This window comes from Sphingomonas sp. SL1004 (assembly GCF_057815015.1).
Map to the genome: position 1 here is coordinate 3114374 of NZ_JBYMUX010000001.1, position 15346 is coordinate 3129719.

At 66.2% G+C, this 15346-nt stretch carries 18 protein-coding genes; 10 read left to right on the top strand and 8 right to left on the bottom strand.

The window, feature by feature from the left end; translation table 11 throughout:
• Positions 1-10: 10 nt before the first annotated feature.
• The 8 genes from flgG (at position 11) to AC3D24_RS14240 (ending at position 7138) form a co-directional block, all read left to right on the top strand.
• On the top strand, positions 11-799 hold the full coding sequence (gene flgG / locus AC3D24_RS14205; protein ID WP_489031617.1) for a flagellar basal-body rod protein FlgG: 789 nt from the start codon (positions 11-13) through the stop codon (positions 797-799).
• Positions 800-807: 8 nt separating this feature from the next.
• Positions 808-1539, top strand: a complete 732-nt coding sequence (locus AC3D24_RS14210) for a flagellar basal body L-ring protein FlgH (RefSeq protein WP_489031619.1) — start codon at positions 808-810, stop codon at positions 1537-1539.
• Positions 1540-1549: 10 nt separating this feature from the next.
• Complete coding sequence (locus AC3D24_RS14215; RefSeq protein ID WP_489031621.1) at positions 1550-2641, top strand: flagellar basal body P-ring protein FlgI; 1092 nt, start codon at positions 1550-1552, stop codon at positions 2639-2641.
• The gene (locus AC3D24_RS14220) at positions 2638-2985 is read left to right on the top strand and encodes a rod-binding protein (protein ID WP_489031623.1); all 348 of its coding nucleotides are present in this window, start codon (positions 2638-2640) and stop codon (positions 2983-2985) included. Before AC3D24_RS14215 ends, AC3D24_RS14220 begins: the two co-directional genes overlap by 4 nt.
• Complete coding sequence (flgK, locus tag AC3D24_RS14225) at positions 2982-4328, top strand: flagellar hook-associated protein FlgK (protein WP_489031625.1); 1347 nt, start codon at positions 2982-2984, stop codon at positions 4326-4328. Before AC3D24_RS14220 ends, flgK begins: the two co-directional genes overlap by 4 nt.
• A gap of 5 nt (positions 4329-4333) precedes the next feature.
• Positions 4334-5254, top strand: coding sequence for a flagellin N-terminal helical domain-containing protein (locus tag AC3D24_RS14230; protein ID WP_489031627.1), 921 nt, complete (start codon positions 4334-4336; stop codon positions 5252-5254).
• Positions 5255-5365: 111 nt separating this feature from the next.
• The gene (motA, locus tag AC3D24_RS14235; protein WP_380782465.1) at positions 5366-6229 is read left to right on the top strand and encodes a flagellar motor stator protein MotA; all 864 of its coding nucleotides are present in this window, start codon (positions 5366-5368) and stop codon (positions 6227-6229) included.
• A 3-nt stretch (positions 6230-6232) separates the two neighbouring features.
• Positions 6233-7138 carry a flagellar motor protein MotB gene (locus AC3D24_RS14240; protein ID WP_489031628.1) on the top strand — a complete coding sequence of 302 codons (906 nt, stop codon included), beginning with the start codon at positions 6233-6235 and terminating at the stop codon, positions 7136-7138.
• Between the two features lie 250 nt (positions 7139-7388).
• On the opposite strand, the gene AC3D24_RS14245 is transcribed toward AC3D24_RS14240, so the two are convergent.
• The 3 genes from AC3D24_RS14245 to plsY form a co-directional block, all read right to left on the bottom strand.
• Positions 7389-7886, bottom strand: a complete 498-nt coding sequence (locus AC3D24_RS14245; RefSeq protein ID WP_489031629.1) for a Ros/MucR family transcriptional regulator — start codon at positions 7884-7886, stop codon at positions 7389-7391.
• A 296-nt stretch (positions 7887-8182) separates the two neighbouring features.
• A complete protein-coding gene (gene dprA, locus AC3D24_RS14250; RefSeq protein WP_489031631.1) occupies positions 8183-9274 on the bottom strand; it encodes a DNA-processing protein DprA in 1092 nt (363 codons plus the stop codon).
• Complete coding sequence (gene plsY / locus AC3D24_RS14255; protein ID WP_489031632.1) at positions 9267-9881, bottom strand: glycerol-3-phosphate 1-O-acyltransferase PlsY; 615 nt, start codon at positions 9879-9881, stop codon at positions 9267-9269. The genes dprA and plsY overlap by 8 nt, the downstream gene beginning before the upstream one ends.
• 272 nt (positions 9882-10153) lie before the next feature.
• On the opposite strand from plsY, the gene murI reads away from it, so the two are divergent.
• Both murI and hemA read left to right on the top strand, forming a co-directional pair.
• Positions 10154-10942 carry a glutamate racemase gene (murI, locus tag AC3D24_RS14260; protein WP_489031634.1) on the top strand — a complete coding sequence of 263 codons (789 nt, stop codon included), beginning with the start codon at positions 10154-10156 and terminating at the stop codon, positions 10940-10942.
• Positions 10943-11078: 136 nt separating this feature from the next.
• On the top strand, positions 11079-12341 hold the full coding sequence (gene hemA, locus AC3D24_RS14265; RefSeq protein WP_489033165.1) for a 5-aminolevulinate synthase: 1263 nt from the start codon (positions 11079-11081) through the stop codon (positions 12339-12341).
• A 3-nt stretch (positions 12342-12344) separates the two neighbouring features.
• Here the strand turns inward: hemA and AC3D24_RS14270 are convergent, their stop codons facing one another.
• Genes AC3D24_RS14270 through AC3D24_RS14290 form a run of 5 tightly spaced genes read right to left on the bottom strand, consistent with a single transcriptional unit; the run spans position 12345 to position 15158 of the window.
• A complete protein-coding gene (locus tag AC3D24_RS14270) occupies positions 12345-12917 on the bottom strand; it encodes a Uma2 family endonuclease (protein WP_489031636.1) in 573 nt (190 codons plus the stop codon).
• 30 nt (positions 12918-12947) lie between these two features.
• Positions 12948-13412, bottom strand: coding sequence for a DUF3429 domain-containing protein (locus tag AC3D24_RS14275; RefSeq protein WP_489031637.1), 465 nt, complete (start codon positions 13410-13412; stop codon positions 12948-12950).
• Positions 13413-13422: 10 nt separating this feature from the next.
• A complete protein-coding gene (locus tag AC3D24_RS14280; protein ID WP_489031638.1) occupies positions 13423-14160 on the bottom strand; it encodes an anti-sigma factor in 738 nt (245 codons plus the stop codon).
• Positions 14153-14716 (bottom strand): sigma-70 family RNA polymerase sigma factor, encoded by a 564-nt coding sequence (locus AC3D24_RS14285; RefSeq protein ID WP_489031640.1) that lies wholly within the window; start codon positions 14714-14716, stop codon positions 14153-14155. Before AC3D24_RS14285 ends, AC3D24_RS14280 begins: the two co-directional genes overlap by 8 nt.
• Before the next feature lie 16 nt (positions 14717-14732).
• The gene (locus AC3D24_RS14290) at positions 14733-15158 is read right to left on the bottom strand and encodes a hypothetical protein (protein WP_489031642.1); all 426 of its coding nucleotides are present in this window, start codon (positions 15156-15158) and stop codon (positions 14733-14735) included.
• Positions 15159-15346 lie beyond the last annotated feature (188 nt).

Below are 15346 nucleotides of genomic sequence, written 5' to 3' on the forward strand. Positions count from 1 at the left end.
GAACAGACCGATGTCATCCGCAGCCATGCATATCGCGCGCACCGGGCTCGACGCCCAGGACATGCGCATGCGCGTCATCTCGAACAATCTCGCCAACGTGAACACCACGGGGTTCAAGAAGGACCGTGCGGCGTTCGAGACGCTCGCCTACCAGACCATCACCACGCCCGGTACGCAGAGCACCGCCGAGACCAAATACGCGACCGGCCTCAACCTCGGCACCGGCGTCCGGATTCAGGGCACCGCGCGGATGGACACGCAGGGCGCGATGCAGACGACCGGCAACAGCCTCGATCTCGCGCTCGACGGCGACGGCTATTTCCAGGTGCAGATGCCCGGCGGCACGCTCGGCTATACCCGCGCCGGCAATTTCTCGCGCTCGGCGGAAGGCCTACTGGTCACCAGCGAAGGCTATCAGGTGCAGCCCGGCATCACCGTGCCCGAGGGTACGACCGGGATCACGATCGGTTCGGACGGCACCGTGTCGGCGACCGTCCCCGGCCAGACCGAGGCGAGCCAGATCGGCCAGATCCAGGTCGCGAACTTCCCGAACGGCGCAGGCCTGCAGGCGACCGGCGACAATTACCTGGTCGAGACCGCAGCGAGCGGCGCGGCCAATGTCGGCGTCGCGGGCCAGGACGGCCGCGGCAACATCAAGCAGGGCATGCTGGAGGCGTCGAACGTCAACGTCGTCGAGGAACTCGTCGACATGATCGAGACGCAGCGCGCGTACGAGGTCAATTCGAAGATGATCTCGGCGACCGACGACATGCTCAAATACGTCAACCAGAACATCTGATCCGGACCATGGCATCCAAGGCTCCCACTCCGTTCCGCTTTAGCGCGCACTGGATCGAGATCACGCTCGCCGCGGTCGCCGGTGCGCTCATCGTCGCCGGGCTCAGCCCGTCGTCGGCGGACGCCAGCCTCTTCGGCAAGAAGGCGCCGCCCGAGGATTTCTCGGTCGCGCGGCCTCTGCCGGTCCAGCCGGTGCCGGTCGTCGCGACGGGCTCGATCTTCCAGGCGCAGGACGGCTACGCGGCCCTCTATGAAGGGTGGCGCGCGCGGAAAGTCGGCGATCCCCTGACGATCGTGCTGGTCGAGCGGACCGCCGCGTCGAAATCGTCGGGCTCGAAGCTCGACAGCAGCGGGTCGGGCAGCATCACGCCGCCGACCACCGGGTTGCTCAATTTGTTCAACAAGACCGACGCGACGCTCAGCGGTGGCCGTACCTTCAACGGCACCGGTGCCGCCGACCAGGCGAACTCGCTGTCGGGCGAAGTCAGCGTGACGGTCGCGCAGGTCTATCCCAACGGCACGATGCTCGTGCAGGGGCAGAAGCGCGTGACGCTCAACCGCGGCGACGAGTTCCTGAAGATCAAGGGGCTGGTCCGCACCGCCGACATCGACGCGAACAACCGCATCCTGTCGACCCGTGTGGCCGACGCGCAGATCTCGTACACCGGCAAGGGCGACGTCGCCCGCGCCGGCCGCCAGGGGTGGCTCGGCCGCTTCTTCTCCGTCGTCAGCCCGTTCTAAGGCCTTGACCATGCGCTTCCTGCTCGCCCTTTTCGCATCGCTCCTGATCGCAGGCCCGGCCTCCGCCGACCGGATCAAGGATCTGGGCGGGTTCCAGGGTATCCGTTCGAACCAGCTGACCGGCTACGGCATCGTCGTCGGCCTGCCAGGCACGGGCGACGACAATCTCGAATACACCGTGCAGTCGTTGAAGGCGGTCGCGTCGCGCTTCGGCCTGCAGCTGCCGGCGACCGCGAACCCGGGCATGAAGAACGCGGCAGTGGTGATGATCACCGCCGAACTGCCGCCGTTCGCCAAGCCCGGCCAGCGCCTCGACATCACCGTCGCCTCGATGGGCAAGGCCAAGTCGCTCCGCGGTGGCAGCCTGATCATGACGCCGCTGCTCGGTGCCGATAACCAGATCTACGCGATGGCGCAGGGCAACCTCGCAGTTGGCGGATTGGGCGCAGAAGGTGCGGACGGGTCGAAGATCGTCGTCAACGTGCCCTCGACCGGCCGCATCCCCGAGGGCGCCACCGTCGAACGCGCGGTCGCGACCGGGTTCGACAGCGCGCCGACGCTCACCTTCAACCTCGCGCGTGCCGATTTCACCACCGCGCAGAACGTCGCGGGTGCGATCAACTCGAAGCTCGGCTTCGGCAGTGCGCAGGCGATCGACGCGGTGTCGGTGTCGGTCCGCGCACCGATCGGCGCCGACGTCCGCGCCACGCTGATGTCGACGATCGAGAATCTGGACGTCGTGTCCGCCGAACCCTCCGCCAAGGTGATCGTCAACGCGCGCACCGGCACCGTCGTCATCAACTCGGCGGTCCGCGTCGGGCCCGCGGCGATCACGCACGGCAAGATGACGGTGCGGATCGACGAGAAGCCGCAAGTCAGCCAGCCCGCGCCGTTCAGCCAGGGCCAGACCGCGATCGTCCCGAACAGCCGCGTCGCGGTCGAGGAGGAGCGTCGCCCGATGTTCCTGCTCGCGCCCGGCCCCAAGCTCGCCGACATCGTCAAGGCGGTGAACGCGATCGGTGCATCGCCGGCCGATCTGGTCGCGATCCTCGAGGCGCTGAAGGAAGCCGGCGCGCTCAAGGCCGAGTTGATCGTCCTGTGAGCGCGATCACGCCCACCCCGTCCGCGACACTGTCGGCGACGACGGCGACCACCGGCATCTCGACCGACACGAGTCGGCTGAAGTCGAAGGACAATCTCGAACAGGCGGGCCAGAAGTTCGAGGCGGTCTTCACCGGCATGATGCTGAAGAGCATGCGCCAGGCGAAACTCGCCGACCCGCTGTTCGATTCGAAGGCGATCGACACCTTCACCGACATGCAGGACGGGCTGATCGCGAAGTCGATGGCCGAGCACACGCCGCTCGGCATCGGCAAGGCGATGACCGATTTTCTCGCCAAGTCTCAATCCGATCTTAACCAGGGTGCGGCAGACTCGCCGCCATGAGCGATCTCCTTTCGATCGGCGCCTCGGGCGTGCGCGCGTATCAGACCGCGCTGTCCACGGTGTCGGAGAACATCGCGAACACCGGCACGGCGGGCTACACCCGGCGCACGACGAATCTTGCCGAAGTGTCGTCGGTCGGCGGTGGCCTCAACGCGCAAAAACTGGTCAGCAGCAGCGGCGTCACGGTTACCGGCATCGCGCGCAGCGCCGATGCGTACCGATCGCAGGCAGTCCGCTCGGCAGGTACCGATCTTGCCAAGACCGAAGCCGGTGTGACCTGGATGAACCGGATCGAGACCGCGCTGAGTGGCAACCAGCTTGGCGACCGGCTCACCAGCTTCTTTACGTCCGCGCAGAAACTTGCGGCCGATCCGACGTCGGAGCCAACTCGGGCGGTAATGCTCGAATCGGCGGGCACGGCCGCGGCGGCGTTTACCGCGACCGGGCAAGCGCTCGATACCGCAGTGGCCGATCTCGATTCGACCGCATCGCAAGCCGTGCAGTCGCTCAATTCGCTGGGCACTGCGCTCGCCAAGATCAACGACGGCATCGCGCGTAGCGCGCCGGGATCGACGACCGCGGCGCAGCTCGCCGACCAGCGCGACCAGGTGCTCGAACAGATGAGCACGATCACCGACATCAATACGTCGTTCGACGATCTCGGGCGGACGACCGTGCGGCTCGGCGGCGCGGCGGGCGCGGTGTTCGTCGCCGGCGGCGATAGTGGGCAGGTGTCCTATGCGCGCAATGACGAGGGCGTGGTGCAGTTCGCGGTCACGCGCGGCAACGTCACCTCCGCACTGTCGCCAACCGGCGGTGCGCTCGCCGGTTTCGCGGAAGGCGCGCAGCGAATCGATGCCGCACGCGAATCGCTGAACGCGATCGCCACGGACTTCACGTCGAAGATCAATGCCGTCCAGGCGCAGGGCCGCGATCTCGATGGCAATGCGGGCGCGGCGCTGTTCGCGACCGGCGACACGCCGACCGACATCAGCGTCGCGGTTGATGATCCGCGCGGCATCGCTGCCGCAAGTGCGACCGGTGGCACGCGCGATGCTTCCAATCTCACCGCGTTGCAGGCAGTCCGCACGAGCGGCGGCTTCGAGGCGCGCACCACGACGCTGATCGCCGGCAACGCCGCCGCGCTCGAACAGCGTAAGGTGGTGGCCGACGCCCAAAGCGCGATCCGCGACGGCGCGGTCAGTTCGCTCGCCTCCTCTTCGGGCGTCGATCTCGATAGCGAAGCGGTCGACCTGCTGCGCTTCCAGCAGGCCTATCAGGCGTCGAGCCGCGTGATCCAGACCGCGCGCGACACGTTCCAGACCATCCTCGATCTACGGTAACGCGCATGCAGATCGCCACCAGCCTCTTCTATGATCGTTCGACGACGGCGATGAATTCGCTCAGTGCGAAGGCGGAGGCGTTGCAGAACCAGATCTCGACCGGCGTCAAGCTGACGGCGCCATCGTCGGACAGCGCTGCGTATCAGCGGCTCGCCGGGATCAAGCGCGAGACGGTCAACGACAAGGCTTATGCCGCCAATCTTGGCACTGCCGAATCGGTGCTGAAGCAGGGCGACACCAGCCTTACCGCGATCACCGACCAGCTGCAGAGCGCGACCGAGCTGGTGACGCAGGCGAAGACCGGCACGCTGAACGCCGCCAACCGCAAGGCGATCGGCGAGCAGATCGCGGGGATCGTTGCGACGCTGACCAACCTCGCCAATGCCAAGGACGCGCGCGGCCAAGCGCTGTTCGGTGGTGGCGACGGCGCCCCCGCAGTCGCGACCGACGGCAGCTATGCGCTCGCCGCGAAACCCGTCTCGGGCATCCCGATCGGCGACGGACAGAGCGTCCAGGCGAACGAGACCGCCGCGCGCATCTTCACGGTCGGCGGCAAGACCAAGGCGGACGGCAGCATCGAGGGCGGCACCAATACGCTCGCCATGCTGTCGGCGATCGCGACCGCGCTGCAATCGGACGATTTCAAAACGAGTTCACTCGATACATCGCTCGCCGACATCACTGCCGCATCGGATCAGGTTTCCACGGTGCAGGCCTCGCTCGGTGCGCGTGCCGCCCGAGTCGATTTGGAGACGTCGCGGCTGACCGATGTCGCGGCTGACCGCGAAGCGACTCGGTCGGGGCTCGAAGATACCGACATCACCACCACGGTGGTCGAATTGCAGAAGACGATGACGATCCTGTCGGCGACTCAGGCGAGCTTTACCAAGCTGTCGGCGCTGTCACTGTTCGATTATCTTCGCTGAGCGATTTTATTGGCGCGCAGATGCGTCTTGGTAACCGGTTGGCTACGAAATCCGGTTAATTCTCTGGCTACGTAAGTTGCCGTTGTCGGCCCTGGGGGAATTTCGCACACCATGTTTCCGGTCATCGGCATCGTCGTCCTGCTCGTCATGGTGTTCGGCGGATTCGCCTTCACCGGCGGCGCGCTCGGCCCCGTCATGGAGGCCATCCCGCACGAGATGCTGATCATCGGCGGTGCCGCCGCCGGCGCGCTGATCATCGGCAATTCGGGCAAGGAGCTCAAAGGCCTCGGCGCCGGGCTGGGCAAGGTCTTCAAGGGCCCGAAATACAAGAAGCAGGACTATCTCGACGTCATCTTCCTTGTCAGCAAGCTGATGAAGATGCTGCGGATGGACGGGCCGATCGCGCTCGAGCCGCATGTCGAGGATCCGCAATCGTCGGCGGTGTTCACCGAATATCCCAAGCTGCTGAAGGACAAGGCGCTCATCAACCTGATCGCCGATACGCTGCGCCTGGTCGTGGTGTCGTCGGGGACGCTCGACGTGCACGCGGTCGAGGAGGTCATGGATCACTCGATCAAGACGCATCATCACGAGGAGGAGGCCGCGCACGGCACGCTTGCAAGCCTGGCCGATGCGCTGCCGGCGCTCGGCATCGTCGCGGCGGTGCTGGGCGTGGTGAAGACGATGGGCTCGATCGACAAGCCACCGTCGATCCTGGGGGCGATGATCGGCTCGGCGCTGGTCGGTACGTTCATGGGCGTGCTGCTGGCGTACGGCATCGTCGCGCCGCTCGCGAACCGGCTGAAGCAGGTGCTCGATGCCGATGCGTCGATCTACGACGTGGTGAAGCAGATCATCATCGCCTCGCTGCACGGCCATCCGCAGCCGCTGGTGATCGAGGCCGCGCGCTCGGGCATCGCGCACAAGAACCAGCCGGGCTTCGCGGAAGTCTTCGACGGCTTGCGCGGTAAATAGGGCATGGCCGCGCGCGCGCCCCACGGTACGAACCAACCGCCCAAGGTCATCGTCAAGAAGATCTATATCGAGGGGCATGGCGGCCATCACGGCGGCGCGTGGAAAGTCGCGTATGCCGATTTCGTGACCGCGATGATGGCGTTCTTCCTGCTGCTGTGGATCGTCGGCGCGACCACCGAGAAACAGCGCAAGGGTATCGCCGATTACTTCGCGCCGACCATCCTCAACACGCGCTCGCTCGGGATCGGCGGGGGCGGGCTGTTCGGCGGCGAATCCATCCTCGACAAGAATCGCATCGGGCCGAAGCCGGGGCAGACCAGCATGGCACAACTCGCGATTCCCGACGCGGGGCTGGGTGGACCGTCTGCTGGGACCGGGCCGAAGGGGTCGCTGAAGAGTCGCAACGCGCTGACCAAGGAAGACCAAAAGAATTTCCAGGCGCTGCGCCGGCGTGTGCTCGGCGAGATGTCGGGCAATGCGAAACTGTCGCGCCTGCAGAGCCATGTCCGCTTTGTCCCGACACAGGACGGGATGCGGATCGATCTGGTCGACGATGCCAATTATTCGATGTTTGCGAGCGGTACCACGGCGCTCGACCCGGAAGCAGCGGCACTGATCGGGATGATCGCCGGCTCGGTGCAGGGCATGCAGAACCCGATCATGATCCGTGGCCATACCGACAGCGTGCCGTACGGCGATCCGCGCGCGATGAACAACTGGATGCTGTCGTCCGGGCGCGCGGAAGCGACGCGTCGGCGCCTGCTGTCGGGGGGCACGCCAGAGCAACGCTTCGAGCGGATCGAAGGCGTCGCCGACCGCGAACCGCTGATCGCCAAGGATCCTGCCGATCCGCGCAACCGGCGCGTGGCGATCACGTTGCTTTACCGACGCGGCGTATTCGGGAAGTAGCGTGCCGGGTTGCGATTTCGCAACGGGTCCGGATGTGGACGGCGCGATGTACAGGACCGTGGTCGACTTCGACGTCTGTTCCAGGGCTCCTGTAACCTATGGTTGGGCAGCGCAGGCGCTCACGGCTGCTGTGTTTCCGGGGATCGCCCTACCGGTGATACCGTAAAACGGACGTCGTATCTTACGCGAAACGAAAAAGGACCGACGTCGCAAGACGCCGGTCCTTTTTCGTAGACGATAGCGCTATCGCTTACTCGGCGGTGGCAGCTTCCGTCTTGCGCTTGCGCGCCGCTGCAGGCGTAGCCGCTGCATCGGTCTTGCGCGGACCGGGCTTGCGACCCAGGCCGATCTTCTTGGCCATCGCACGACGGCTCTCCGAATAATTCTCGGCGACCATCGGATAGTCCGGCTTCAGGCCGTAACGTTCGCGATACTCGGCCGGCGTCATGCCGTGCGTTGCAAGGTGACGGCGCAAGGTCTTGTACGACTTGCCGTCGATCATCGAGATGATGTGATCCTTCGACGCGAGCGACTTCCGCGAGGATACCGCAGGCGTATATTCGGTCGCCGCTTCGACCGGTGCGGCCTCGGTCGATGTTCCCAGCAATGCCGAGACGGTGTCGTGCATCTTGCCCAGAAAGGCAGGAACGTCTTCGGCCGAACTGCGCGTATTCGGGTTCCCCAGCCAAGCAATCGTGAGCTCGGTTGCGAGTTCGACAGCGTTCAGGTCGGTGTTATCTTCGGCCATGTTCAACTCCATTGACTGCGGACGCCGTAACCCCCTGAGACATTACGATCAACCGCCCAAATGGCCGATACAGACGATAAATTGTAAAATCGAATATGACGGCATGTCCACGAACACACTAACTTCAGTTACATTGCTTTGGGTCACAGAGGAGTCCGCCGGTAACGGCGACAACGCAGAACGGCGTCGTCGTGTCCGCGTCGAACCGAAACATCGAGCTTATTCGGCAAAGATCTTTTGCTTGGACGTTCGGCAAGGTGTTGCTGGTCGTGCGTCCCGCAGCGACGTCGGGCGGGTTAGGTCAGGCTTGCGCGACCGCCAGCATGCCGCTCGAGGCGTCCGCCGAGCTCGAGTTCGAGCAACACCATCTGCACGATGGCGGGCGGCAGATGCGACTGGCGGATCAACTCGTCGACCGCTACGGGTACCGGGCCAAGCAGGGCTTCGATACGGCGGCGGTCCGTATTGGTGGCGTCTTCGGGTGGCGATCCTGCATAGGCGTCGATCGGGGAGCGGACCGAACGCGGGTCGAACGGGCGGATCTGTTCGAGGATGTCGGCGGCGGACTGCACCAGCGTGGCGCCTTCGCGGATCAGCAGGTTGCAGCCTTGCGCGCGGGGATCGAGCGGACTGCCGGGGACGGCCATGACTTCGCGGCCGGATTCGTTGGCGAGGCGCGCGGTGATCAGCGAGCCGGATTTGGGGACCGCCTCGACCACCACCGTGCCGATCGCGAGGCCGGCGATGATGCGGTTGCGCGAGGGGAAGTTGCGCGCCTTTGGCTCGGTGCCGGGGGGCTGTTCGGCGAGGAGGAGGCCTTCGCTGGCAACGCGTTCCTGCAGGCCGGTGTTGTCGGGCGGGTAGGCGATGTCGATGCCGCTGGCGATGACGCCGATCGTGGCACCGCTGGAGCCTGCACCAAGCGCGCCGATATGCGCGGCGGTGTCGATGCCGCGAGCGAGGCCGGAGACGATCGTCGTGCCTTCTTCGGCGAGTTGCAGCGCGAGTTGGCGGGCGAAGCGGCACGCGGCGGCGGACGCGTTGCGCGCGCCGACCATGGCTATGCAGGGGCGGGAGGCGTGGTTGATGTCGCCGCGGAAGATGAGCGCCGGCGGGGCGGTCTCGATTTCGGCGAGCAGGCGGGGATAGTCGGGCTCGTCGAGGAAGAGGTAGCGTGCGCCGAGTCTCGTGGTGGCGGCGATTTCGCGTTCGGCGAGGCTGGCGTCGGCGATCCTCGGAGCGCGGCCCCCACCTCGCGCAGCCAGCATCGGGAGCGCGTCGATGGCGGCGTCGGCGCTGCCGAAGCGGGCGATGAGCTGGCGATAGGTGACCGGTCCGATCCCGGTCGTGCGGATGAGCCGAAGTCTTGAGACCGTCGGGTCAGTCACTCGTTTTCCGGCTAGAGCCGATCCGCGGTTCGGTGCCGGAGAACAGGCGTTCGACGTTCTCGCGGTGTTTCCACAGCACGATCAAGGCGAGCGCGAGGAGCAGCAGGACGAGGTCAAAGCGACCGAACAGCGCTGCGGCAAATGGGGCGCTGAGCGCGGCGGCCATGCCGGCGACGGAGGATATGCGCAGACCCGCGAGCAGGCCGAGCCAGACGACCGCGTAGACCAGCCCGAGCGGCCAGTGCAGCGCGACGACGATCCCCATCAGCGTCGCGACGCCCTTGCCGCCCTTGAACTTCAGCCAGACGGGGTAGCAATGGCCGATGAACGCGCCAGCAGCCGCGAGCAGCGCGTTGCCGGGGAACAGGTATGCCACCAGCAGCACGGCGACTGCACCCTTGGCCATGTCCAGCAGCAACGTCGCGGCGGCGAGGCCTTTCCGTCCCGTGCGCAAAACGTTGGTCGCGCCGATGTTGCCCGAGCCGATCGTGCGCAGATCGCCTGCGCCGCCGAGCCGCGTGAGGATGACGCCGAACGGGATCGAGCCGAGCAGATAGCTCAGCACGAGCGATAGCGTGGGCGCGACCCAGAGAATTTCCGTCTGCAACTATGTCCCCCGTTCTGGAGGGGCTTATAAACGACCCGGGGCGGACGGCAAATGGGCGTCTCACGAGGTTAAGGGCCGGACCGCCAAAATCGCTTCGTCATGCCGGGCTTGTTCCGGCATCCACTGTGCCGCGTCCTCGGCAAGGCTTGGTTTGCGGCACGGTAGACCCCGGAACAGGTCCGGGGTGACGGAGCGTTGAGGAGTGGTCTCACGCAATCACCGAAGTCGGTCTGGCCTAGTTTGCGCCGGCTGATCCGTTCTAAGGACCAGACATGGACCAACGCCCCATCCTGTTTTTCGATTCCGGCGTCGGCGGGCTGTCGATCGTCGGTCCGGCTCGCGGGGCGCTGCCCGAAGCACCGTTCGTCTATGCCGCCGACTCGGCCGGTTTTCCGTACGGGACCAAGAGCGAGGCGGAGATTGCGGCGCGGGTGCCGGTGTTGCTGGGGCGGCTCGCAGAACGATATCGGCCGCGGTTGATCGTGATCGCGTGCAATACCGCATCGACGATCGCTTTGCCGGTAGTGCGCGCGGCGCTCGACCTGCCGGTGGTCGGGACGGTGCCCGCGATCAAGCCGGCCGCGCTGCTGTCGAGAACGCGAACGATCGGCGTGCTGGGGACCGAGGCGACGGTGCGGCAGGCCTATGTCGATGATCTTGCCGCGAGGTTCGCGGGCGATTGCACGGTGCTGCGCTACGGGTCGGCGGCTCTGGTCGAGATGGCCGAGGCGAAATTGCACGGCCGAGTCGTCGCGCCGGAACGCTATGCCGCGGTGCTCGATGGCTTGTTTTCGCAACCCGGTGGCGGCGCGATCGACGTGATCGTCAACGCCTGCACGCACTTTCCGCTGGTCGAGGCAGAGCTTGCGGCCGCTGCACCCGGCGTGCGCTTCGTCGATGGCGGACCGGGGATCGCGCGGCAGATCGTGCATCTCATGCAGGGCGAATCATGGTCGGGAGCGGGGGAGGGCGTTGCCGTCTTCACCCGGTTGGGCGACGAGGAGCGCGCGCTCGGAGCCGCCTTGGCGGCGCACGGGTTTGGCAGGATCGAGCAGCTTTAAGCGGTAACCTGGGACAATGTGCCACCTTGCGTCGTAGCCGCATCGTGGCAATGTGCTGCCAGGATGAGGAAAGCGATCACCGTAAGAGCGGTATTGCGCTGGAAACGAGTGAAAGCGAGGCGTAGTGCCCCAAGTCATGATTACCGACGGCAAAACGGCAACGGACGGCATCAGTGGTCCGCGAGTCGATTATTCGCGCGTGTTCACGCAGGCGATCGACCGGTTGCATGCCGAGGGCCGCTACCGCGTGTTCATCGACATCCTCCGCAACAAGGGCGCGTTTCCGAACGCGCGTTGTTTCGCCGGGCATAACGGGCCTAAGCCGATCACCGTGTGGTGCTCGAACGATTACCTCGCGATGGGCCAGCACCCGAAGGTGATCGCGGCGATGGAAGAGGCGCTGCACGACGTCGGTGCAGGCTCGGGCGGCACGCGCAACATCGGCGGCAACACGCATTACCATGTCGATCTGGAGGGCGAACTCGCCGACCTGCACGGCAAGGAAGCGGCTTTGCTGTTCACGAGTGGCTATGTCTCGAACGAAGCAACCTTGGCGACGCTCGCCAAGGTGCTGCCTGGCTGCATCATCTTTTCCGACGAGCTGAACCACGCGTCGATGATCGCGGGCATCCGGAATTCGGGCTGCGAGAAGCGGGTGTTCCGCCACAACGACCTGGCGCATCTTGAAGAGTTGCTGGCCGCGGAAGACCCGGCTGTGCCGAAACTGATCGCGTTTGAGAGCGTGTATTCGATGGAGGGTGACATCGCGCCGATCTCCGCGGTGTGCGATCTCGCCGACCGGTACAACGCGCTGACCTATTGCGACGAAGTCCATGCGGTCGGGATGTACGGCGCGCGCGGCGGCGGCATTTCGGAGCGGGACGAGGTCGCGCACCGGATCACGATCCTCGAGGGGACGCTGGGCAAGGCGTTCGGCGTGATGGGGGGCTATATCGCCGCCGATCGGACGATCGTCGACGTGATCCGGTCGTACGCGCCGGGGTTCATCTTCACGACCTCGCTGTCGCCGGTGCTGGTCGCTGGCGTGCTGGCGAGCGTGCGGCATCTGAAAAGCTCGAGCGTCGAGCGCGAGGGGCAGCAGGCTTCCGCGGCGATGCTCAAGGCGATGCTGAAGGATGCCGGGCTGCCGGTGATGATCGGCGATACGCATATCGTGCCGCTGATGGTCGGCGATCCGGTCAAGGCGAAGAAGATCAGCGACGTGTTGCTCGCCGAGTACGGCGTGTACGTGCAGCCGATCAACTACCCGACCGTGCCGCGCGGCACCGAGCGGCTGCGGTTCACGCCGGGCCCTGCGCATACCGAGGCGATGATGCGCGAGTTGACTGACGCGCTGGTGGAGATCTGGAGCCGGTTGGACTTGCGCAAGGCGGCGTGAGGCTCAGTCGACGACGATGACGATGTTCAACTCGGGGATCGCGATAGGCTGGCCGAACGGGATCAGCCGTTTGTCTTCGTAATCACCGGCGCGGGGCTTGGCCATCACGTGCGTCCGACGTGCGTTGATATCGACGACCCAGTAATGTGGCACGAACGCTTCGGCATAGTCGCTCCGTTTGGCGCCGAGATCGAGCGCAAGGCTCGTATCGGCGATCTCGACAGCGAGGAACAGCGCAATGCGGTCGAACAATGTCGCGCGCAGATCGGGGTCGCGTAGCACCGCCACATCCGGTTCGCGCAGCGTGTCGGCGGTCAGGCGGACGGTCGGTTCCTGCCCGACGATCCATTCGGTGCCGAGCGCGGCGAAGGCAGACTGCAAGCGCAGGAAAGCGATGCGCTGCGCGTTCCAGTGCGGTACGTTTGCCGGCGACATCCGCATAATCTCCCCGTTTACCAGTTCGACCTTGCCCAGCCAGTCGGCGATCGGCGGATGCCGGACGAGTTCCATGAACTCGGCGGTGGTGAAACGCGCGGGCCCGGAAGCCAATTGAGTGATGTGTTCGGCAACGCTCATGGTGTCAGTATAGCATTTTCCGCACCCGAGTCACAGCATAGCCGCCAGCATCGTCAGGACGCCGAGGCCGAGCGACAGGGGCATGCGCAATGCTATCCAGCCGGGTGGCGCAATGCCGGCGCGGACCAGTGCGCGGTCGACGAGCAGCGCGGCGATCAGGCCGATGCCGAGCACGACCAGCGACGGGCCGGGCCAGCGTAGGCCGACCATCCAGGGCCAAGCGGTGACCAGCGCGATCAGCGACGGCGCGACGCTGGCGAACCAGAGCCAGCGCGGCGGCGAGTCGGTGCGCGCGGCGAGGCCCCACCAGAGGCCGCCGAGGAAGCTCAGGATCAACGCGGCATAGGCGTAGGCGATCGCCAGCGCGGAGTAGCGGCTTTGCGGATCGCCGCTCAGCAACAGCGCGACCGCTCCGAGTTGGGGGAGCAAGCCGCTGAGGCCGAGCAGGCGCGCGATCGGCGGGATGCCGCCCGTCGCGGCGGGTCGCGCTGTCATCAGATCGGCATCAGACGCGCGCGACCACGCCGGTGGCGACGACCGGTCCGGTCGGCAGGCCGGTCGGTGAGCCGCCGAGCGGTTCGACCGAGATCGCGAGCGTTGCGCCGGGGGCGATGCGACCGCGGTCGACGCCCTTTGGTGCCAGCACGGTCGGACGGCCCGACAGCAGGCCGAGCGAGTGCGGTACGCCGTCGCCGCCGATCACCCAGAGTTCGGCGACACGCGCGTTCGGCACGCCGGGACCTGCCGCGACCCGCAGGCCACCATTAGCGGGATCATAGACCGCGGGGATGGGCGACTTCGCATCGCCGAGCATCGCCACGAGTACGCTGGCCGGTCGCGGAACCGCGGTCGGTTGCGACACAGGCACGGTCGGCTCGGGGCGGAGCATGACGAACAGGAGCAGACACGCCGCGATCGCGCTGGTGAAGGCAGCAAGCGCTGGCCACGGGAAGCGGCTGGCCTTGGCAGGCCCCGTCGTGCCGATCGTCGTGGTGCCGATCGACACGCCGTCGAGACTGGCCTCGATCCGCGCGGCTATGTGAGACGGCGCAGCGCGTTCGGGCCACAGGTCGAACAAAACGGCCAGGCGCGACCGCCACCATTCGACCTGCGCGGCGAAACCGGGCTCGGCGAGAACGCGGCGCAGTGCTACACCGCGCTCTTCGCCTTCGAGCAGGCCGAGCGCAAGTTCGGCGGCGGCAACGTCCTCAGGCACGCCGGTGTCGGTGGTCGGATCAACCATCAAGGCAATCCTTCAGGCGGGCGAGGCCGCGGCGGACCCAGCTCTTCATCGTGCCGAGCGGCACGGCGCGCTTGATCGCGAGTTCGGCGTAGGTGACGCCGTCGAAGAAGGCGGTGCGGATCGCGTCGCGCTGTTGCGGTTCGAGACCGTTCAGACACTCGATCAGTTCGCGCGATGATTCGCGCGCCAGCATCCCCGCCTCGGCGCCCTCGCCGGGGTCCGCTACGTCGGGCGCGTCGTCGAGCGGGCTCGTGCGGCGAACGCCCTGCGCGCGCTGCCAGTCGATGGCGCGGTTGCGTGCGATCGTCGCCAACCAGGTTATCGGGCTCGCGCGGCCGGGTTCCCAGGCGCCGGCGCGTTTCCAGATCGTGAGATAGACCTCGTGCAGCACATCCTCCGCGGCTTGGGCGTTGCCGCAGATACGATGGGTGATGCCGAAAAGCTTCGCGCTGGTCAGCGAATAGAGCTCGCGAAATGCGTCGCGGTCCTCTTGCCCGGTGCGCAGGAGCACCTCGGAGAGATGCGCGCGCGCGGCGTCCGCATTTGAAAAGGCCATGGTCACGATCCGGAACCTAGCGGCTAAGTCGCTCGCGGCAATAGCCTTCGCCGGGCTTGACGGTGAGGCAGTCGGTTTGGCCGGAGAGATATTTCAGCCCGGTCGCGTTGCCGTTGGTCGGGCGCAGGGTTTCGCGGATGCCGCCGCGATCGAAGGATATGGTGTCGCCGGTCGCGATGCCGTCGAACTTGCCCTTGTTGTCGAGGTCCCACTGCATGGTCAGCGCGTAGTGGCCGGGGGTGGCGGTCGGCGCGACGTCGAGGACCATGCCTTCGACGCCGATCCAGCGGCCGGTAAAATTGGGCGCTTTGGGCTTTGGGGCAGCGACCTTGCTCTCGACCGAACCGGCGGAGGTCATGTTGCCGTCGCTGCTGGTATCGGGGGCAGGGCCGGAGCAGGCGGTCAGCGCGGCGGCGGCGGCGAGCAGGGTTAGGGCTTTCATAGCGCTTCTCCTTGGGGGGCGAGGTGGACACTCAATCTTTCGATCCTCCCCCGCAAGGGGGAGGTGGCGCCGAAGGCGACGGAGGGGGAGGGCACGGAACAGATGTTGCGCTTACCTCCCCCTCCGTCTGGCGAGCGCCAGCCACCTCCCCCTGGCGGGGGAGGATCGTTGTGTTCGGAAGGCTAACG

Excerpts from the sequence above, each read along its gene's own strand:
- flgG (WP_489031617.1), top strand. The coding sequence starts at position 11 with ATGTCATCCGCAGCCATGCATATCGCGCGCACCGGGCTCGACGCCCAG.
- AC3D24_RS14210 (WP_489031619.1), top strand. The coding sequence starts at position 808 with ATGGCATCCAAGGCTCCCACTCCGTTCCGCTTTAGCGCGCACTGGATC.
- AC3D24_RS14215 (WP_489031621.1), top strand. The coding sequence starts at position 1,550 with ATGCGCTTCCTGCTCGCCCTTTTCGCATCGCTCCTGATCGCAGGCCCG.
- flgK (WP_489031625.1), top strand. The coding sequence starts at position 2,982 with ATGAGCGATCTCCTTTCGATCGGCGCCTCGGGCGTGCGCGCGTATCAG.
- AC3D24_RS14230 (WP_489031627.1), top strand. The coding sequence starts at position 4,334 with ATGCAGATCGCCACCAGCCTCTTCTATGATCGTTCGACGACGGCGATG.
- motA (WP_380782465.1), top strand. The coding sequence starts at position 5,366 with ATGTTTCCGGTCATCGGCATCGTCGTCCTGCTCGTCATGGTGTTCGGC.
- AC3D24_RS14240 (WP_489031628.1), top strand. The coding sequence starts at position 6,233 with ATGGCCGCGCGCGCGCCCCACGGTACGAACCAACCGCCCAAGGTCATC.
- AC3D24_RS14245 (WP_489031629.1), bottom strand. The coding sequence starts at position 7,886 with ATGGCCGAAGATAACACCGACCTGAACGCTGTCGAACTCGCAACCGAG.
- murI (WP_489031634.1), top strand. The coding sequence starts at position 10,154 with ATGGACCAACGCCCCATCCTGTTTTTCGATTCCGGCGTCGGCGGGCTG.
- hemA (WP_489033165.1), top strand. The coding sequence starts at position 11,079 with ATGATTACCGACGGCAAAACGGCAACGGACGGCATCAGTGGTCCGCGA.
- AC3D24_RS14270 (WP_489031636.1), bottom strand. The coding sequence starts at position 12,917 with ATGAGCGTTGCCGAACACATCACTCAATTGGCTTCCGGGCCCGCGCGT.
- AC3D24_RS14275 (WP_489031637.1), bottom strand. The coding sequence starts at position 13,412 with ATGACAGCGCGACCCGCCGCGACGGGCGGCATCCCGCCGATCGCGCGC.
- AC3D24_RS14280 (WP_489031638.1), bottom strand. The coding sequence starts at position 14,160 with ATGGTTGATCCGACCACCGACACCGGCGTGCCTGAGGACGTTGCCGCC.
- AC3D24_RS14285 (WP_489031640.1), bottom strand. The coding sequence starts at position 14,716 with ATGGCCTTTTCAAATGCGGACGCCGCGCGCGCGCATCTCTCCGAGGTG.
- AC3D24_RS14290 (WP_489031642.1), bottom strand. The coding sequence starts at position 15,158 with ATGAAAGCCCTAACCCTGCTCGCCGCCGCCGCCGCGCTGACCGCCTGC.